The sequence below is a fragment of the Pseudopedobacter beijingensis genome, from assembly GCF_042678145.1.
Taxonomy (GTDB): domain Bacteria; phylum Bacteroidota; class Bacteroidia; order Sphingobacteriales; family Sphingobacteriaceae; genus Pseudopedobacter; species Pseudopedobacter beijingensis.
This window is the reverse complement of record NZ_JBHUDG010000003.1, coordinates 97,975-114,127: the sequence shown is the minus strand read 5'-3', so window position 1 is coordinate 114,127 and position 16,153 is coordinate 97,975. Positions and strand designations below refer to the sequence as shown.

Sequence of the window (16,153 nt, the reverse complement as noted above, 5' to 3'; positions counted from 1 at the left end):
GATCATCATCTATGAAGAAAATAATGTTGATTATAATAATGGCAATGGCTGCAAAAGCAGCCATGCCTCAACAGTTTGGACAAATGGGGAGGTTATATCAAAACCCTTATCAAACTAACCCGGCCATGGCAGGAAATGATGGAACAACCAGTATTTATTTAAACTATTCCAATCAATGGAATAAAATTAATGGGGCACCAAAAGCATTATCATTATCAGGTAGTACACCTTTAAACGAAAGAGCCTATGTGGGGTTAAATGTGTTTTCAGACAAGTCTGGTTTGTTGCGTAAAACGCAAGGCATGGGAACCTTTGCTTATCATTTTCCCTTAGGAGAAAAACAAAAACTTAGACTGGGGGTGTCATTGAGCTGGACAGACGACAGGCTGGATGCAGATAAAGCAATAGGAGATCTGGACGATCCACTATTAATGGGCTATAATGACAGGAGCAGTTACCTTGATGGGAATTTTGGTGTGGGCTATACATTTCAATCTTTTGAAGCACAATTTAGTTGGTTAAGCATCAATAATAAACGTTACGGACGTATAGCTACTGTAGATAGAAGTCTTTATTACGCATCATTAGCTTATAGCTTCAATATTGATGATAACTTTAGTTTAAAGCCACGAATAGGGTACAGACATCTGGATACAGGTAAAGATAATTGGGATGTAGCTATGGCCTGGGGAGTGGATATAGTAGATATTTATACGGTTTACCATAGTACCAATAGCTTTACAGGAGGTTTTGGAGTACGTACAGAAAAGAACTTCAGGTTAGGATTTTATTATAGCAATGAAGCCAAAGAAACCCGAAGTTTTAGTGGGGGCGTATTTGATATAGTGGTGGGATATGTGTTTCCTCCACGCAAAAAATAGACAATATGGAAAGGAGTTCTTTTTTCAAAAGTCCTTTCCATATTTCATAAAGAATAGTTCCTCATTATTCATTAAGCATTAAAAACTCAACATTCATCATTCAACCGGTTTATAGTTAAATAATAGCTGCTACTTAAAGTTGGAAGATCCCTCTACTGCGGTCGGGAAGACGTAAAAGGAAGAAGCAGGAGTTCATCTTGAGCGAGCTTGCGAGTCGAAAGATCTGTTTCAAAAGTCTTTATACTAAAGAGTTCCAGTTGATATGAAACTTCCTATATCAGAATCACTAATTCAAACGAGAGATATTGCTGAGAAAAAAGAGATACCTCCAGTCGTCGGTATGACAAGGAAGCTTGAACGCTATGAAATCCAATAATCCTGTATAATCCGTGGTTCAGATAAATAAGGATAGCTCATCGATTCAATATTCAATAGTTCATTATTTAAAACAGTTCATAGTTTAACCCCATTCATAGTTCATAAAGTTCATCATTTAACCAGTTTCTGCTATTTAAAGCTGAAGATCCTTCCACTGCGGTCGGGATGATGTACAAGGAAGAAGCAGGAGGTTCCTATTGTGCAATTTTTTAAAGAGGGATATTAGTGATATAATAGAGGGTTGATAGAGGGTTCATAGAGGTAAAGCTCTATAAATACTCTGTTTTAGTACTTCTATATTTATACTTAAATACTACTATTTATATTCTCATAAATAGCTTTTGAGATTGCAAAATCCTGCACTTTTAGGAATGTTATCAATTCTGGCAGAGGAAATGTGTTAATAATTAGTGGTTATTTTTCGTGAATATTCACAGATGGCTAATAGCTGATAGCCCATGGTACAGGGGTAATGAATTCACCATTCATCGTTTATTATTCCCCTATTATACCGCCTGTTTTTTTTAGGATAATCTTTTAGAAAGTTGACTTATAGAAAGCCTGGTTGTATTTATACAGAAGATTTTGCAGCTATTCTCCATTTAAAAAGCTTCGCTTAATGCAAAATAAAATCCAGATATACGTTTCTCGCCGGGTCTTTTTTCTCCCATTCCATAATCAAGTCGTACGGCTAGATTTTTATCCAGGTCAAAAAAGAACCTGCCGCCTACACCATAATTAGGTTTTAAAGATTTAACAGTTTCATTTGCATGTGGAGCTACATTCCCAACACCGCCAAAAGCCACTATTCCAAACCGGTCAGAAAACCGGTACCTCAGTTCAGATTGCATAGCAAGGTAATAATTGTCTCTATATCGGCCGAGATAATATCCACGCATGATTTCGTCATTCCCCATTTGTCGCATGGCATAAAAAGGGACAGGTGTTTTACTGTCTAGCCCCTCGAAAAGTAATTTTCCGGCCAGTACCAAATCTTTCCTCAGCGGAATAAATTGCCTGATATCTGCCGAATAGAAGTTACCATGAAACCTGTCCTTTCCAAAAAAATCAGGAGCATAGCCATATTTTAACTTTCCGAAAAAACCACGGGTAGGATAGGTGTTTGAGTTACGCGAATCATACACCTGAGTGATTTTCAATATAAGAAATTGTCCCCCTTCCTGGTCGCTCGTAGGTAAATGGGTAAATATACCTCCAGGATCTTTGTCTTTAAACTGATGAGACTCATATTCAGCACCAATACCAGCGTAATAATTTTTCAGGAAGTTTCGTTCAACTTCTGCATTGGCTCTCAGTTTCAGTTGTTTCAATCTGTTTTTATCTGCTTCAAGAGTAGCGTTTCCAATTCCGTAATAATTAAACGGATTATTGTAAAACTGCAGTGTATAAATTTGGTGCCACAGGTTTTTTTTAGACCATAAGTCAGACTTAAAACCCAATTGCGTTTGTCCTTTAGTACTGGTCATCAGCGAAAGGCTGGCTTGTGAGGGGCGTATGGTTAAATCATGGATATCTGTGTAAAAAGAATAAAGTCCGGCTCCACCTATCATAAATCCAGCCTCCTGATTATATCCGGCAAGAGGCAATAACATAAAACTATTGTGACGAGTGGTATCCTCCGGAAAAAAGTGATTAATTACCTTATTCACAAACCTCATTTGCGAAAAGGCCTGAACAGATATGCTGCAAATGATAAGAATCAAAAGTACTTTTTTCATTAGATAGTTAAAATAAACTGATAGGCAATATTCTCCGTACCGGTCTTTTTGTAAATATAATATTTTAGACTTTAGTTGTTGGTGTTTTAATCTTTTATTGATTACCCTCTAAATCTTATTACTTCCACTATATCAGTACTGTACTTTCTCCTCAGTGCCACTTAGATAGTTGTGTTCTTGTCATTAGATAACATCATTTTCTTAATAAAGAAAAAGAGTAAAGCTTTAATTATTGATACGGTTTTTCCTGTGCTTTTATAACACCATTATTAATAATAACCCTTACAGCTCATCTTCCGGAACTCATTGTTTGTAGGTTCAATGTTTATCATTAATAAAGCAAGAAGAAGGAGAATGGAAATCAGGGGAGTTGAATGTTTCTGATTTATCATTCATCGTTCATCCTCCCAAATTCATTGGTCATAAGTTCAGAGATCATCAGAGTTCCATGTTTGTGCTTGCATTCATAGTGGTTAAAAGATAAAAAGTCTTACTTTTGTCCAAAAATTTAATGACATGAGTGTACAAAGAGGTCCTATATCACAGTTTATAGAGAGAAATTATCTGCACTTCAATGCTGCAGCTTTAATGGATGCCGCTAAAGGATATGAAAAGCATCTGGAAGAAGGTGGTAAAATGATGATTACATTAGCTGGTGCTATGAGTACAGCAGAACTGGGAATATCGCTTGCCGAAATGATTCGCCAGGATAAAGTAGCTATCATTTCCTGTACCGGAGCTAATCTGGAAGAAGATATTATGAACCTTGTTGCGCATTCACATTACAAGAGAGTTCCGAATTACAGAGACCTTAGTCCGCAAGACGAGTGGGATTTGTTAGAAGATCATTATAATCGTGTTACGGATACCTGTATACCAGAGGAAGAAGCATTCAGAAGATTACAAAAACATATTTTCGAGATATGGAAAAAGGCAGAAGATGCAGGTGAACGTTATTTTCCACATGAGTACATGTACAAAATGCTGTTGAGTGGTGTATTAGAGCAGTATTACGAAATTGATCCTAAAAATTCATGGATGCTGGCTGCTGCAGAAAAAAATATTCCGATTGTAGTACCGGGATGGGAAGATTCTACTATGGGTAACATTTTTACTTCTTATACCATAAAAGGTGAGTTAAAGGCTTCTACCATGAAGAGCGGGATTGAGTATATGGCTTGGTTGGCAGATTGGTATCCTAAAAATTCAGAAGGAAAAGGTATTGGTTTCTTCCAAATAGGGGGTGGTATTGCAGGAGATTTTCCAATTTGTGTAGTACCTATGCTATATCAGGATTTAGAAATGGAAAATATTCCTTTCTGGAGCTATTTTTGTCAAATTTCTGATTCAACAACTTCTTACGGTTCCTATTCCGGAGCGGTACCTAATGAGAAAATTACCTGGGGTAAATTAGACGTAAACACGCCTAAGTATATTGTAGAGTCCGATGCTACCATAGTAGCACCGCTTATTTTTGCCTGGGTGTTGAAACAATAAATAAAAAAAGATATAAAAAACAAATTGCCTGAAATGCATTTTTCGGAGTCAATCACCGAAAAATGTGTTTTATATCATTTCAGGATTAATTTTCAACTAGTTTAGAATGGTTTTAAATTAGGAAAATCGGTCATCAAATTGTCAGGCAAAAGGTAATTAATTATACTTTTGTGGTGCGAAAATGAAATAGTAGTGCATTTTCAATCAGGAAACATTAAAAAATTTAGTATAACAAGCTCAATATGAGAAACTTCTCATCTGATTTTAAAAAATTAGTAAGATCCCTTCTGATAGTCTCGGCTATCATTATTGGAGCCTCAGTTGTATCTGTTGCTCAGGAAGCTGCTGAAGAGCCTGCTACTGCAGGTGGTGCCGAGGCGGTTGTTGGTGATGCGGCTGCCGGTGAAGCTTTATTTAAGGCTAACTGTACCTCTTGTCACGCTGTAGACAAAAGAGTAATGGGGCCGGCTTTAGCGGGTGTTGATCAACGTCATGATAAGGTGTGGTTACACAAATGGATTAAAAATGCTCCTGCAATGGTTGCTGCTGGTGATGCAGCTGCAGTAAAGATTTTTAATGAGTATAACCAGGCGCCAATGACACCGTTCCCTCAGTTATCTGATGCGGATATTGATAACATCCTGGCTTTCGTGAAAGCAGAAGAGGCTAAAAAAGCGGAAAAACCTGCTGCGGGAGGTGCTGCTGAAGCTGCTGTTGATACAGGTGTTAGTGGATTAATGATTGCAGGATTAGTGGCGGTGATAGCAATTGCGTTGATCGTTATTCTGGTCTTAAACAGAGTGATATCTACGTTAGAGCGTTTGCTGCTGAACAAAGGCGAGGCTTTATTGTTAGACGAGGAAGAAGAAGAGGCAGAAGCGAAAGATCGTTATGCTGGCGTAAGAAAGTTCTTGAAAAACAAGAAAGCAGTATTCTTCTCTGTGATTGTGTTGTTGGTTGTTGTTGGTGCTTACAGTACTTCGGTAATGTGGAATACGGGTATACAACAAGGGTATCAGCCGGTACAACCTATTAAGTTCTCTCACCAGTTACACGCAGGAACTAATCAAATAGAGTGTCAATACTGTCATACAGGTGCATGGAAATCTAAAAACGCATCAATTCCTTCATTAAATGTTTGTATGAACTGTCATAAGTATGTACAGGCTACAGATAAATATGATGGTGAGATTTCTCCGGAAATCAAAAAAATCTATGCGGCACTGGATTACGATCCTGAGACTCAGAAATATGGTGAAAATCCAAGACCAATTGAGTGGGTTAGAATTCATAACCTTCCGGATTTGGCCTATTTCAATCACTCGCAACACGTAAACGTTGCAGGTATTGAGTGTCAGAAATGTCACGGACCTATCGAAACTATGGAGGAAGTTTATCAATATTCTCCATTAACGATGAAATGGTGTATCAACTGTCATAGAGAGACAGAGGTGAACCATAAAGATAATGCGTTTTACGATAAGGTTATCGCGGCACACGAACAAATTAAGAAAGGTGAAAAAATCACAGCAGCTGTCTTAGGAGGCTTAGAGTGTGGTAAATGTCACTATTAATTAATTGGTTAAGTAATTAGAGTAAACTATAAGTCTTATATAGCTTAAATGGAAAGCACAAAGAAATATTGGAAAGGTTTAGAGGAGCTAAATAAAACTCCTGAATTCGTTGAGAAAAACAAAGGCGAATTTGCTGAACCGCTTCCTATCGAAGAAGTATTAGAAGGTTCAGGATTGAAAGCTTCTACTCCACGTCGTGATTTTTTGAAGACTATGGGATTTGGTATAGGTGCAGTTTCTTTAGCTGCATGTACAACAGCTCCTGTCAGAAAATCTATTCCATACCTTATCAAGCCAGAAGATGTAACTCCTGGTGTGCCTAACTATTACGCCTCTTCTTTTAAAGGAACTGGTGTTTTAGTTAAAACTAGAGAAGGTAGACCTATCAAACTGGAAGGTAATCCAGCTTGTCCTATCAATTTTGGGGGATTAAGCGCTCAGGGACAAGCTTCTGTTTTAGATCTTTATGACAATTCTAAGCTTCACGGACCATTGTTAAACGGAAACGATGCGTCATGGGAAGATGTTGATAAATATGTTAAGGCTGAGTTGTCAAAAGCTCAGGCAGCGGGGAAAACTATTGCAGTAGTAAGTTCTACGGTTAATAGTCCCTCGACTAAAAAGGTAATTGCTGAATTTGCTGCTAAATACCCAAGTACAAAACACGTAACATACGATGCGGTTTCTTTTGCTGGTATTATCAAAGCGAATGCCGACAGTTTTGGTAAAGCAGTTGTTCCTCAATACAATTTTGAAAAAGCACAGGTAGTTGTAAGCATCGGTGCTGATTTCCTTGGATCTTGGATTTCTCCATCACAGTACGCAACTCAGTACTTTAAAAACAGAAACTACAAGTCTTTGGAAGGCAAAAAAATGTCAAGACATATTCAGTTCGAGTCAATATTGTCTCAAACTGGTACTGCGGCAGATTCAAGGATAGTTATAAAGCCTTCACAAGAAGCTGCAGCAGCATTGGCATTATATGCTGCATTAACAGGGACATCGGTAGCAGGCGCTAGTCTTGCATCAAACCCAGCTGCAGATGTAGCTGTGAAATTAGCAGCTAAAGAATTATTAGCGGCTAAAGGTTCTGCGTTGGTGGTTGCGGGTTCTAACGATGCTCAAATACAGAGTGTGGTTAATGCCATTAACAGTGTTTTAGGTAGTTATGGATCTACAATAGATTTAGATAACCCAAGTAACCAATTTACAGGTAACGATACAGATTTTGCTGCATTATTGAATGATGCAAAAGCAGGTAATGTTGGTGCAGTGTTCTTCCTGGATACTAATCCGGCTTACTCTTATACAGATACTAATGCAGTTAAGGAAGCTTTAGCTAAAGTAGCGTTGAAAGTTTCTTTTGCTGATAGAGAGGATGAAACTGCGGCTTTATCTAATGTTGTTGCAGCAAATAATAACTTTTTGGAAGCATGGGGCGATGCGAATGCGTTGTCTGGGTATTATACAATAGTTCAGCCTACTATTAATCCTATCTACAATACCAGACAAGCTGAAGAAAGTTTGTTGGTATGGGCAGAAAGTACTACTCCTGATTATTATACTTTCGTGAAAAATAACTGGGAATCAGCAATTCTTCCGGGATCAGGAAAAACATGGCAAGACGTGTTGCAAACTGGTTTTGTTTTAACAGCACCAAAAGCAGCATCTTCTTATAGCTTTAGTGGCAGTGTAGATGCCTTAGCATCATCATTAGCTTCTAAATATAAAACTACAGATGCTATTGAGCTTTGTTTATATACAGGTGTCATGGGGATTGGCGAACAAGCTAACAACCCTGTATTGCAAGAAACACCAGATCCTATCTCTAAAGTAACCTGGGATAATTATGCTGCTGTAAACCCTAAATTTGCTGAGAAATTAGGATTGAAAGAAAACAGTTTAGTGAAAGTAACAGGTGGCGATTACTCGGTAGAATTACCTTTGTTGTTACAACCTGGTCAGGCACATGAAACTGTGGCTATTGCTTTAGGTTATGGTAGAGAGAAAGCAGGTAAAGTAGGAACAGGATTAGGTAAAAATGCTTATCCATTCTTAGGGGTATCAACTGTAACTATAGAAAAAGTTTCTGGATACTATGAGTTGGCACAGACTCAAACTCACCATTCTTACGAAGGTAGAAATGTAATCAGAGAAACTTCTTTCGCTGACTATAAAAAAGATCCATCAAGTGGTAATCCGCATAATCATCATGCAACGTATGATTTGTGGAAAAAATACGAAACTCCAGGAAATAACTGGGTAATGGCAATCGATCTGAATGCTTGTACTGGTTGTGGAGCTTGTATTGTTGCTTGTAACATAGAAAATAACGTTCCGGTAGTAGGAAAAGATGAAGTACGTCGTCGTCGCGAAATGCACTGGTTACGTATAGATCGTTACTATACTTTCAACGAAGAGGGTAAATCAATTACTGAAGAAAAAGAGATTGATAAGATCGAAGGTAGAATGGAGAACATTTCTGTTGTTCATCAGCCGATGATGTGTCAGCACTGTGACCATGCTCCTTGTGAGACTGTTTGTCCGGTATTGGCAACAGTACACTCTTCAGACGGTTTAAATCACATGGCTTATAACCGTTGTGTGGGTACCAGATATTGTGCAAACAACTGTCCGTTCAAAGTACGTCGTTTCAACTGGTTTAACTACTGGAATGATTCACGTTTTGATAATTACCTGAACAATGAATTTACGCAATTGGTACTGAACCCGGATGTTACTACACGTTTCCGTGGGGTAATGGAGAAATGTTCAATGTGTATCCAACGTATTCAGGCAGGTAAGCTACAAGCAAAAATGGAAAGAAGAGAGCTTCGTGACGGAGATATCAAAATGGCTTGTCAGCAAACTTGTGCGTCTAATGCAATTATTTTTGGTGATGCCAACGACCCTAATTCAGAAGTATCTAAGGCATTGAAAAATGAGAGAGTATACTACGTGTTGGAAGAAATCAACGTTCAACCAGGCGTTGGTTATATGACAAAAGTTACGAATACAGGGTTACAGGAGGCTTAATTTAAATATTATTAGAAAAAAAATATGGCATCTCATCACGAATCGATATTAAGAGAACCGTTAATTACTGGTAAGGACATTACCTACAGAAGAATTTCAGACGAGGTTCTTCTACCAGTAGAAAATAAACCAAACAAGGCTTGGTGGATTGGATTCATTGTAGCAGTTGCGGGTGCTTTGCTTTGGGTAGTTAGTATTAGTTATACATTTTGGAATGGTATAGGTGCATGGGGATTGAATAAAACAGTAGGTTGGGCATGGGATATCACCGGTTTCGTTTGGTGGGTAGGTATCGGTCACGCCGGAACGTTAATCTCCGCAGTATTATTACTATTCCGTCAGAACTGGAGAAACTCCATTAACCGTTCTGCAGAGGCGATGACAATCTTTGCCGTTATTTGTGCTGCTACATATATTGTGGCACACATGGGACGTCCCTGGTTGGCACATTTCGTGTTCCCGCTTCCAAATCAGTTTGGTTCATTGTGGGTTAACTTTAACTCTCCTTTGATCTGGGACGTATTTGCGATTTCTACTTATTTCTCTGTATCATTATTGTTCTGGTACATTGGTTTATTGCCAGATATCGCTACTATCAGAGATAGAGCAACCGGTGTAAGAAGAAGAGTTTATTCTGTTCTTTCTTTCGGCTGGACAGGTTCTGTTAAAACATGGCAACGTTTTGAGGCAGTATGTTTGATCTTATCAGGTCTTTCTACACCTCTTGTACTTTCGGTACACACTATTGTATCTTTTGACTTTGCTACTTCGGTAATTCCAGGATGGCACACCACAATCTTCCCTCCATATTTCGTTGCAGGGGCGATTTTCTCAGGGTTTGCCATGGTTCAAACTCTATTACTGATCACTAGAAAAGTATTAGGTTTAGAAAACTACATCACCATGTTCCACATTGAATCTATGAACAAGATTATTGTTTTAACTGGTTCTATCGTAGGTGTTGCTTATTTAACCGAGTTGTTTATTGCTTGGTACTCTGGTGTGGAATACGAGCAATATGCGTTCTTAAATCGTATATCAGGACCGTATGCATGGGCTTACTGGTGTATGATGACTTGTAACGTAATTACTCCACAGTTGTTCTGGTTCTCTAAAATCAGAACCAATATAGCGGTGTCATGGATATTGTCTATCATCGTAAATATAGGTATGTGGTTTGAGCGTTTTGTAATTATCGTAACATCGTTACACAGAGACTATATTCCATCAAGTTGGGCAATGTTCTATCCAACCTGGGTTGATATATCATTATTTATAGGTTCAATTGGGGTGTTCTTTACCTTGTTCCTGTTATTCATTAGAGTCTTACCATCAGTTGCGATGGCTGAGGTGAAATTGTTGGTGAAATCATCATCAGAGCAAAGTAAGAAAGCATTAATTGAAAAGGGAGTTCTTAAACCAGAGGAGGTTGAATACTACAAAGAGTCTTTAACCAAATTTGATAGTGTTAACCAAGCAGATTACGCAAAATAATAACAATGAGCAACACTAAATATATTTTAGCATCTTATGCAGATCCTGATGATATGATGTCAGGTATCGATGCTTTACAAAAAAATAATATTAAGATCTATGACGCTTTTACTCCTATGCCTATTCACGGTATAGAAGATAAGTTAGGTGTTCAAAGAAGTCGTTTACCAATCGTTGCATTCTTATTTGGTATTACTGGAACTATTTGTGCTTTCAGTTTAATGTACTACACTTTGGTTTATGATTGGCCGATGAATATAGGTGGTAAACCTGCATTTGCTTTTCCGGATTTTATTCCTATTATGTTTGAGCTTACAGTTTTATTTGCAGCTTACGGAATGGGATTCACTTTCTTCTATAGAACGCATCTTTTTCCGGGAAGAGCACCAAGAGTGATGGATTTTAGAGCTACTGATGACCGTTTTGTTTTAGCAGTAGATGCTGCTGAAAACACAGATCACGAGAAATTAGATTCTTTGTTTAAAGAAACTGGTGCAGTAGAAGTTAAGTACAACGATAGAAAATATGTTAGCTATGAATAAGACCGGTATATTAAGTTTAGCACTAATAGCTTTTAGTACTGTAGCTATATTGAGCTCTTGTAAGGATAAGAGAAGTACCGGATTAGAGTTTGCACCAAACATGTACGAGCCTATTGCTTATAACCCGGATCAAAAGAATCCGAATTTTGCTGACGGTAAGACTGCTCAGACACCTCCAGCAGGTACTGTTCCGGTAGGTTATACTCGTTTTGAATATCCAAATACAATGGATGGTTTCCATGCTTCTAAAGCAGCGGTAAATCCTTTGGAAGCAAATGAGAAAAACCTGGCTCACGGTAAACAGATGTATGTTGCCATGTGTGGACCATGTCACGGAGTGGATGGTACAGGTAACGGCCATATAGTAGAATTGGGTAAATTCCCAGCACCACCTTCTTATGCTACAGGAAACTCTTCAAGAGGTGGTTTAATGAAAGATTTAACAGACGGTCAGATTTACCATACTATTGAGTACGGTTTAAACCTGATGGGATCTTACGCTTCTCAGCTTTCTCCAGAAGAAAGATGGCAAGTAGTAATGTATGTTAAACAATTACAAAACGGACAACATTAATTGATCAAAAATAAAAATGGGAACTCACAGTCATACGCATAATTTTTCGGAACAATACGAATTCTCAGGAAAAGCTAAAACGTATAGTTTAGTAGCAATTTTGATCGGTATTGTTGCTATTGCTTACGGTTTCATAACCGAGGACGGTGCTAATCATCACGCACAACGCACATTTGCCAATTTATTATTAATGGCTTATTATTTTGCTTGTGTTTGTGCAGCAGGTACATTTTTCTTGGCGGTACAGTATGTAGCCCAAGCAGGATGGTCTGCAGGATTGCTTAGAATACCACAAGCTTTTTCTAAAGTATTGCCTATTGCCAGCATTATTTTAATAATAGTAGCTGCAGCAGGTTTATTTACACATAATTTATATAATCACTGGAACCACGAAGGTATAGCAGAGGTTGGTCATCCCAATTATGATGCTATTATAGCAGGTAAAGTAAGTTTTTTAAATATTCCTTTTTTCCTGACCAGATTGGTTATCTTCTTAGGTGTTTATAGCTTCTTTGCTTATTTATTGCCAAAGCTTTCTAACAATGAAGATTTGGATGGCGGCTTAGCAAGCTATAAAAGAAGTATCAAAAATTCAGCTATATTTTTGGTAATCTTTGGTTTCACAACACCTATATGGGCATTTGATACCATCATGTCATTAGAAGCTCATTGGTTTTCTACTATGTTTGGCTGGTACAATTTTGCGGCTATGTGGGTTGCAGGTTTATCAGCGATAGCCATTGTTACTATTCTTTTAAAGAAAAATGGATATTTAGGATGGATTAACGAAAACCATATTCACGACTTAGGTAAGTTTATGTTCGCTTTCTCTATATTCTGGACTTATGTATGGTTTGCTCAATTTTTGTTGATTTACTATGCAAACATGCCTGAGGAGACAGTGTATTTCTACAAAAGGTTCGAACCTGAGTATTTACCTTGGTTTTGGTTAAACCTAATTCTTAACTTTGTATCTCCGTTATTAATTTTAATGACCAGAGATGCTAAACGTAAAATGAACGTAATCTTGTGTGTTGCAATATTACTGATATGTGGACACTGGTTAGATTATTATATGATGATTATGCCAGGAACGGTTGAAGAACACAGAGGTTTTGGACTAATAGAAATCGGTATATTCTTAGGTTTTGTGGGCTTATTTACTTATTTAATGTTAAATACATTAAGTAAAGTGGCTTTGGCTCCAAAAAACCACCCGTTCTTAGAAGAAAGTGTACATCACCACATTTAATAGAAATCTGGTACTACTAAAAATAAAATGAATATAAAGAAGTATTTAAATTTTAGAACAGCATTATCTTTCACTGGGTTACTGACATTGTCGGTAACTTCAGTGATGGCTCAAGAAGCTGTGGACGCTGCAACAAAACATGAAGGTTTAGGTAAAGTAGTATCTTACTATGTTCTGTTGTTTCTTTTAGCTTGTATGTTCATAGGTATCATAGGAAAGGTACTGCAAGTTTACGAGCTGACTAAAAAGATACAAGGAAAAAAAGAAGGAATCTCCTGGAACAAGTTTAATGGTGTAATGTTTGTTGCAGCATTAATTATTGGTTTATACGGAGCTTATTGGTCTTTTTCTGTTCACGGTTCTCAAATATTACCTCAGGCAGCATCAGAACATGGTAAAGCAGTAGACACTATGTTTAATACTACTGTAATTATTACTACTATAGTATTTGTATTAACGCATATTGCACTATTTATATTTGCTTATAAATATAAATTCAAGAAAAGCAAAAAAGCTTTTTTCTACCCACATAACAATACTTTAGAGAAATACTGGACTATTATTCCTGCTATTGCTTTAACAATATTAGTATTAATGGGTTTCTTTATCTGGAGAGGTATTTTTAACCTTACAGATGACCAGATAGCAAAAGCTATAAAAGTTGATGTAACAGCACAACAGTTTAAATGGAATGTGAGATACGCAGGTGCTGATAACGAGAATGGTAAGAAAAACTTTAAGTTGATAGGTAGCTTAAATGGATTGAATGCACTTGGTCTGGATTTGTCTGATAAAAGAAACTACGACGATTTAACGGTTAATGAAATTGTATTGCCGGTAGGTAAGCCAGTAAGATTTAGTTTAACCTCAATAGACGTATTGCACAGTTTTTATATGCCACATTTCAGGGTTCAGATGAACTGTGTACCTGGTATGCCAACATTCTTCCAGTTTACTCCAGATATTACTACTGCAGAAATGAGAGAAAAGTTGAACGATCCTAATTTTGATTACAATTTATTGTGCGCTAAAATTTGTGGAGGTTCTCACTATAATATGAAGTTTGTGGTAAGGATTGTTAGTGAGGGAGAGTATCAAAAATGGTTAAAAGAGCAAAAGCCTATTGTAACCGAAGATATGATCAAAGAATACCAGCTGGCTCTTGAAAAAGAAAGCAACGGTATCGGTAACAAAATTGCATTAAACAACTAAGAGAAATTAAAAGAGATTATGGCAACAGCTGCAATTCATACAGATACATTACATGATGACCATTCTCATGGGCATCATAAAGAAACGTTTCTGACTAAGTATATCTTTAGTCAGGATCATAAAATGATAGCTAAGCAATACCTTATCACTGGTATGATAATGGCATTGATAGCGATGGGTCTGTCTATTTTATTTAGGATCCAATTAGCTTATCCTGATTCTAGTTTTCCTTTGATGGAGGTATTATTGGGTAAGTTTGCTCCGGAAGGTAGGTTAGATCCAAACTTCTTCCTTTCGTTGGTTACTATACATGGTACCATTATGGTATTCTTTGTATTGACTGCAGGGTTGAGTGGTACTTTTTCGAACTTATTGATTCCATTGCAGTTAGGTATTCGTGATATGGCATCTCCATTCATGAATATGCTTTCATACTGGTTATTCTTTGTTGCCAGTGTAATCATGGTATCAACATTCTTTATTGAATCAGGACCTGCTGGTGCGGGTTGGACAATATATCCACCGCTATCTGCTTTACCTAAAGCTATGCCAGGTTCAGGTCTGGGTATGACTTTATGGTTGATTTCAATGGTGTTTTTTATCATTTCCAGTTTGTTGGGTGGTATCAACTATATTTCTACTGTGCTGAATATGCGTACAAAAGGAATGGATCTTTGGAAAATGCCTTTGACTATTTGGTCTTTCTTCTTAACAGCTGTAGTAGGTCTATTGTCTTTTCCGGTATTGGTAGCGGCAGTAGTACTTTTAATTTTTGATAGAAGTTTTGGTACTTCTTTCTACTTGTCTGATATTTATATTGGAGGTCAGGCATTGGCAAATGAAGGTGGTAGCCCTATATTGTTCCAGCATTTATTCTGGTTCCTTGGTCACCCTGAGGTGTACATTGTAATTATGCCGGCTTTAGGTATCTCATCTGAGATTATCTCAACCAATTCTCGTAAACCTATTTTTGGTTACCATGCGATGGTTTACTCTTTAATAGGTATTACAGTATTGTCTTTCATCGTATGGGGACACCACATGTTTGTAACTGGTATGAATCCGTTCTTAGGCGGGGTGTTTATGATTACCACGTTAATTATTGCGGTACCGTCTGCGGTAAAAACATTTAACTATTTAGCTACACTTTGGAGAGGAAACATACGTTTTACTCCTGCGATGTTGTTTGCTATTGGATTGGTATCTTTCTTCATTTCTGGTGGATTGACAGGTATTTTCTTAGGAAATGCTACATTGGATATTAACTTGCATGATACTTACTTTGTGGTAGCTCACTTCCACTTGGTAATGGGATCTGCAGCTATATTTGGTATGATCAGTGGGGTTTACCATTGGTATCCTAAGATGTACGGTAGAATGCTGGACGAGAAATTAGGTTACCTGCATTTCTGGTTAACTTTTGTGTCTGCTTATTTGGTATTCTTCCCTATGCACTTTATGGGATTAGATGGTGTGCCACGTAGATATTACTCTTTTACTGAGTTTGAATTTATGAACGAGTGGTTGTCTGTAAACGTATTTGTTACCTGGGCTGCTATTATTGGTGGTGTTGCACAGTTCGCCTTTGTTTATAACTTCTTCCACTCTATGTTCTATGGTAAGAAAGCAACGCAAAATCCATGGAATTCTAATACATTAGAATGGACTACACCAGTTGAGCGTTTACATGGTAACTGGCCGGGAGAAATCCCAACTGTTTACCGTTGGCCTTATGATTATAGCAAACCTGGACATGACGAGGACTTTATCCCTCAGAATGTACCGCATTCAGAAACCATGACTTCTAACCTTCCTCATGATTTTGAAGGAAACGAAGAGGCAGAAAGAATACAGGAAGAGTGGAATGCGAAAAATCTTGTAGCTAACAGCGAAAGCGAAAAAGAGGTAAAATAACTTTAAGAAGTTTCAAATATATGGGGTGTCCATGTAAGAATTACCTTACTAGATACCCCA

General features: G+C 37.5%; 11 protein-coding genes. 10 read left to right on the top strand and 1 reads right to left on the bottom strand.

The features are described from left to right. Positions 1-11 precede the first annotated feature (11 nt). Entirely contained in the window at positions 12-881 is an 870-nt protein-coding gene (locus tag ACFSAH_RS02570; RefSeq protein ID WP_379661127.1) for a PorP/SprF family type IX secretion system membrane protein, read from the top strand. A gap of 980 nt (positions 882-1,861) precedes the next feature. Here the strand turns inward: ACFSAH_RS02570 and ACFSAH_RS02565 are convergent. Continuing rightward, positions 1,862-2,998, bottom strand: coding sequence for a BamA/TamA family outer membrane protein (locus ACFSAH_RS02565; protein WP_379661126.1), 1,137 nt, complete (start codon positions 2,996-2,998; stop codon positions 1,862-1,864). A 516-nt stretch (positions 2,999-3,514) separates the two neighbouring features. Between ACFSAH_RS02565 and ACFSAH_RS02560 the strand changes: the two genes are divergently transcribed. The 9 genes from ACFSAH_RS02560 (at position 3,515) to ACFSAH_RS02520 (ending at position 16,093) form a co-directional block, all read left to right on the top strand. After that, positions 3,515-4,495 carry a deoxyhypusine synthase family protein gene (locus ACFSAH_RS02560; RefSeq protein WP_379661125.1) on the top strand — a complete coding sequence of 327 codons (981 nt, stop codon included), beginning with the start codon at positions 3,515-3,517 and terminating at the stop codon, positions 4,493-4,495. 242 nt (positions 4,496-4,737) lie between these two features. Continuing rightward, positions 4,738-6,069, top strand: coding sequence for a c-type cytochrome (locus tag ACFSAH_RS02555; RefSeq protein ID WP_379661124.1), 1,332 nt, complete (start codon positions 4,738-4,740; stop codon positions 6,067-6,069). 48 nt (positions 6,070-6,117) lie between these two features. Beyond that, positions 6,118-9,105 carry a TAT-variant-translocated molybdopterin oxidoreductase gene (locus tag ACFSAH_RS02550; protein ID WP_379661123.1) on the top strand — a complete coding sequence of 996 codons (2,988 nt, stop codon included), beginning with the start codon at positions 6,118-6,120 and terminating at the stop codon, positions 9,103-9,105. A 24-nt stretch (positions 9,106-9,129) separates the two neighbouring features. After that, entirely contained in the window at positions 9,130-10,599 is a 1,470-nt protein-coding gene (gene nrfD / locus ACFSAH_RS02545) for an NrfD/PsrC family molybdoenzyme membrane anchor subunit (protein ID WP_379661122.1), read from the top strand. A gap of 5 nt (positions 10,600-10,604) precedes the next feature. Further along, positions 10,605-11,141 carry a DUF3341 domain-containing protein gene (locus ACFSAH_RS02540; RefSeq protein ID WP_379661121.1) on the top strand — a complete coding sequence of 179 codons (537 nt, stop codon included), beginning with the start codon at positions 10,605-10,607 and terminating at the stop codon, positions 11,139-11,141. Next, the gene (locus ACFSAH_RS02535; protein WP_379661120.1) at positions 11,125-11,715 is read left to right on the top strand and encodes a c-type cytochrome; all 591 of its coding nucleotides are present in this window, start codon (positions 11,125-11,127) and stop codon (positions 11,713-11,715) included. Before ACFSAH_RS02540 ends, ACFSAH_RS02535 begins: the two co-directional genes overlap by 17 nt. Before the next feature lie 16 nt (positions 11,716-11,731). Then, a complete protein-coding gene (locus ACFSAH_RS02530) occupies positions 11,732-12,967 on the top strand; it encodes a quinol:cytochrome C oxidoreductase (RefSeq protein ID WP_379661119.1) in 1,236 nt (411 codons plus the stop codon). A gap of 27 nt (positions 12,968-12,994) precedes the next feature. Beyond that, complete coding sequence (locus ACFSAH_RS02525; protein ID WP_379661118.1) at positions 12,995-14,179, top strand: cytochrome c oxidase subunit II; 1,185 nt, start codon at positions 12,995-12,997, stop codon at positions 14,177-14,179. An 18-nt stretch (positions 14,180-14,197) separates the two neighbouring features. Next, the gene (locus ACFSAH_RS02520; protein WP_379661117.1) at positions 14,198-16,093 is read left to right on the top strand and encodes a cytochrome c oxidase subunit I; all 1,896 of its coding nucleotides are present in this window, start codon (positions 14,198-14,200) and stop codon (positions 16,091-16,093) included. The last annotated feature ends 60 nt before the right edge of the window (positions 16,094-16,153 follow it).

Excerpts from the sequence above, each read along its gene's own strand:
- ACFSAH_RS02570 (WP_379661127.1), top strand. The coding sequence starts at position 12 with ATGAAGAAAATAATGTTGATTATAATAATGGCAATGGCTGCAAAAGCA.
- ACFSAH_RS02565 (WP_379661126.1), bottom strand. The coding sequence starts at position 2,998 with ATGAAAAAAGTACTTTTGATTCTTATCATTTGCAGCATATCTGTTCAG.
- ACFSAH_RS02560 (WP_379661125.1), top strand. The coding sequence starts at position 3,515 with ATGAGTGTACAAAGAGGTCCTATATCACAGTTTATAGAGAGAAATTAT.
- ACFSAH_RS02555 (WP_379661124.1), top strand. The coding sequence starts at position 4,738 with ATGAGAAACTTCTCATCTGATTTTAAAAAATTAGTAAGATCCCTTCTG.
- ACFSAH_RS02550 (WP_379661123.1), top strand. The coding sequence starts at position 6,118 with ATGGAAAGCACAAAGAAATATTGGAAAGGTTTAGAGGAGCTAAATAAA.
- nrfD (WP_379661122.1), top strand. The coding sequence starts at position 9,130 with ATGGCATCTCATCACGAATCGATATTAAGAGAACCGTTAATTACTGGT.
- ACFSAH_RS02540 (WP_379661121.1), top strand. The coding sequence starts at position 10,605 with ATGAGCAACACTAAATATATTTTAGCATCTTATGCAGATCCTGATGAT.
- ACFSAH_RS02535 (WP_379661120.1), top strand. The coding sequence starts at position 11,125 with ATGTTAGCTATGAATAAGACCGGTATATTAAGTTTAGCACTAATAGCT.
- ACFSAH_RS02530 (WP_379661119.1), top strand. The coding sequence starts at position 11,732 with ATGGGAACTCACAGTCATACGCATAATTTTTCGGAACAATACGAATTC.
- ACFSAH_RS02525 (WP_379661118.1), top strand. The coding sequence starts at position 12,995 with ATGAATATAAAGAAGTATTTAAATTTTAGAACAGCATTATCTTTCACT.
- ACFSAH_RS02520 (WP_379661117.1), top strand. The coding sequence starts at position 14,198 with ATGGCAACAGCTGCAATTCATACAGATACATTACATGATGACCATTCT.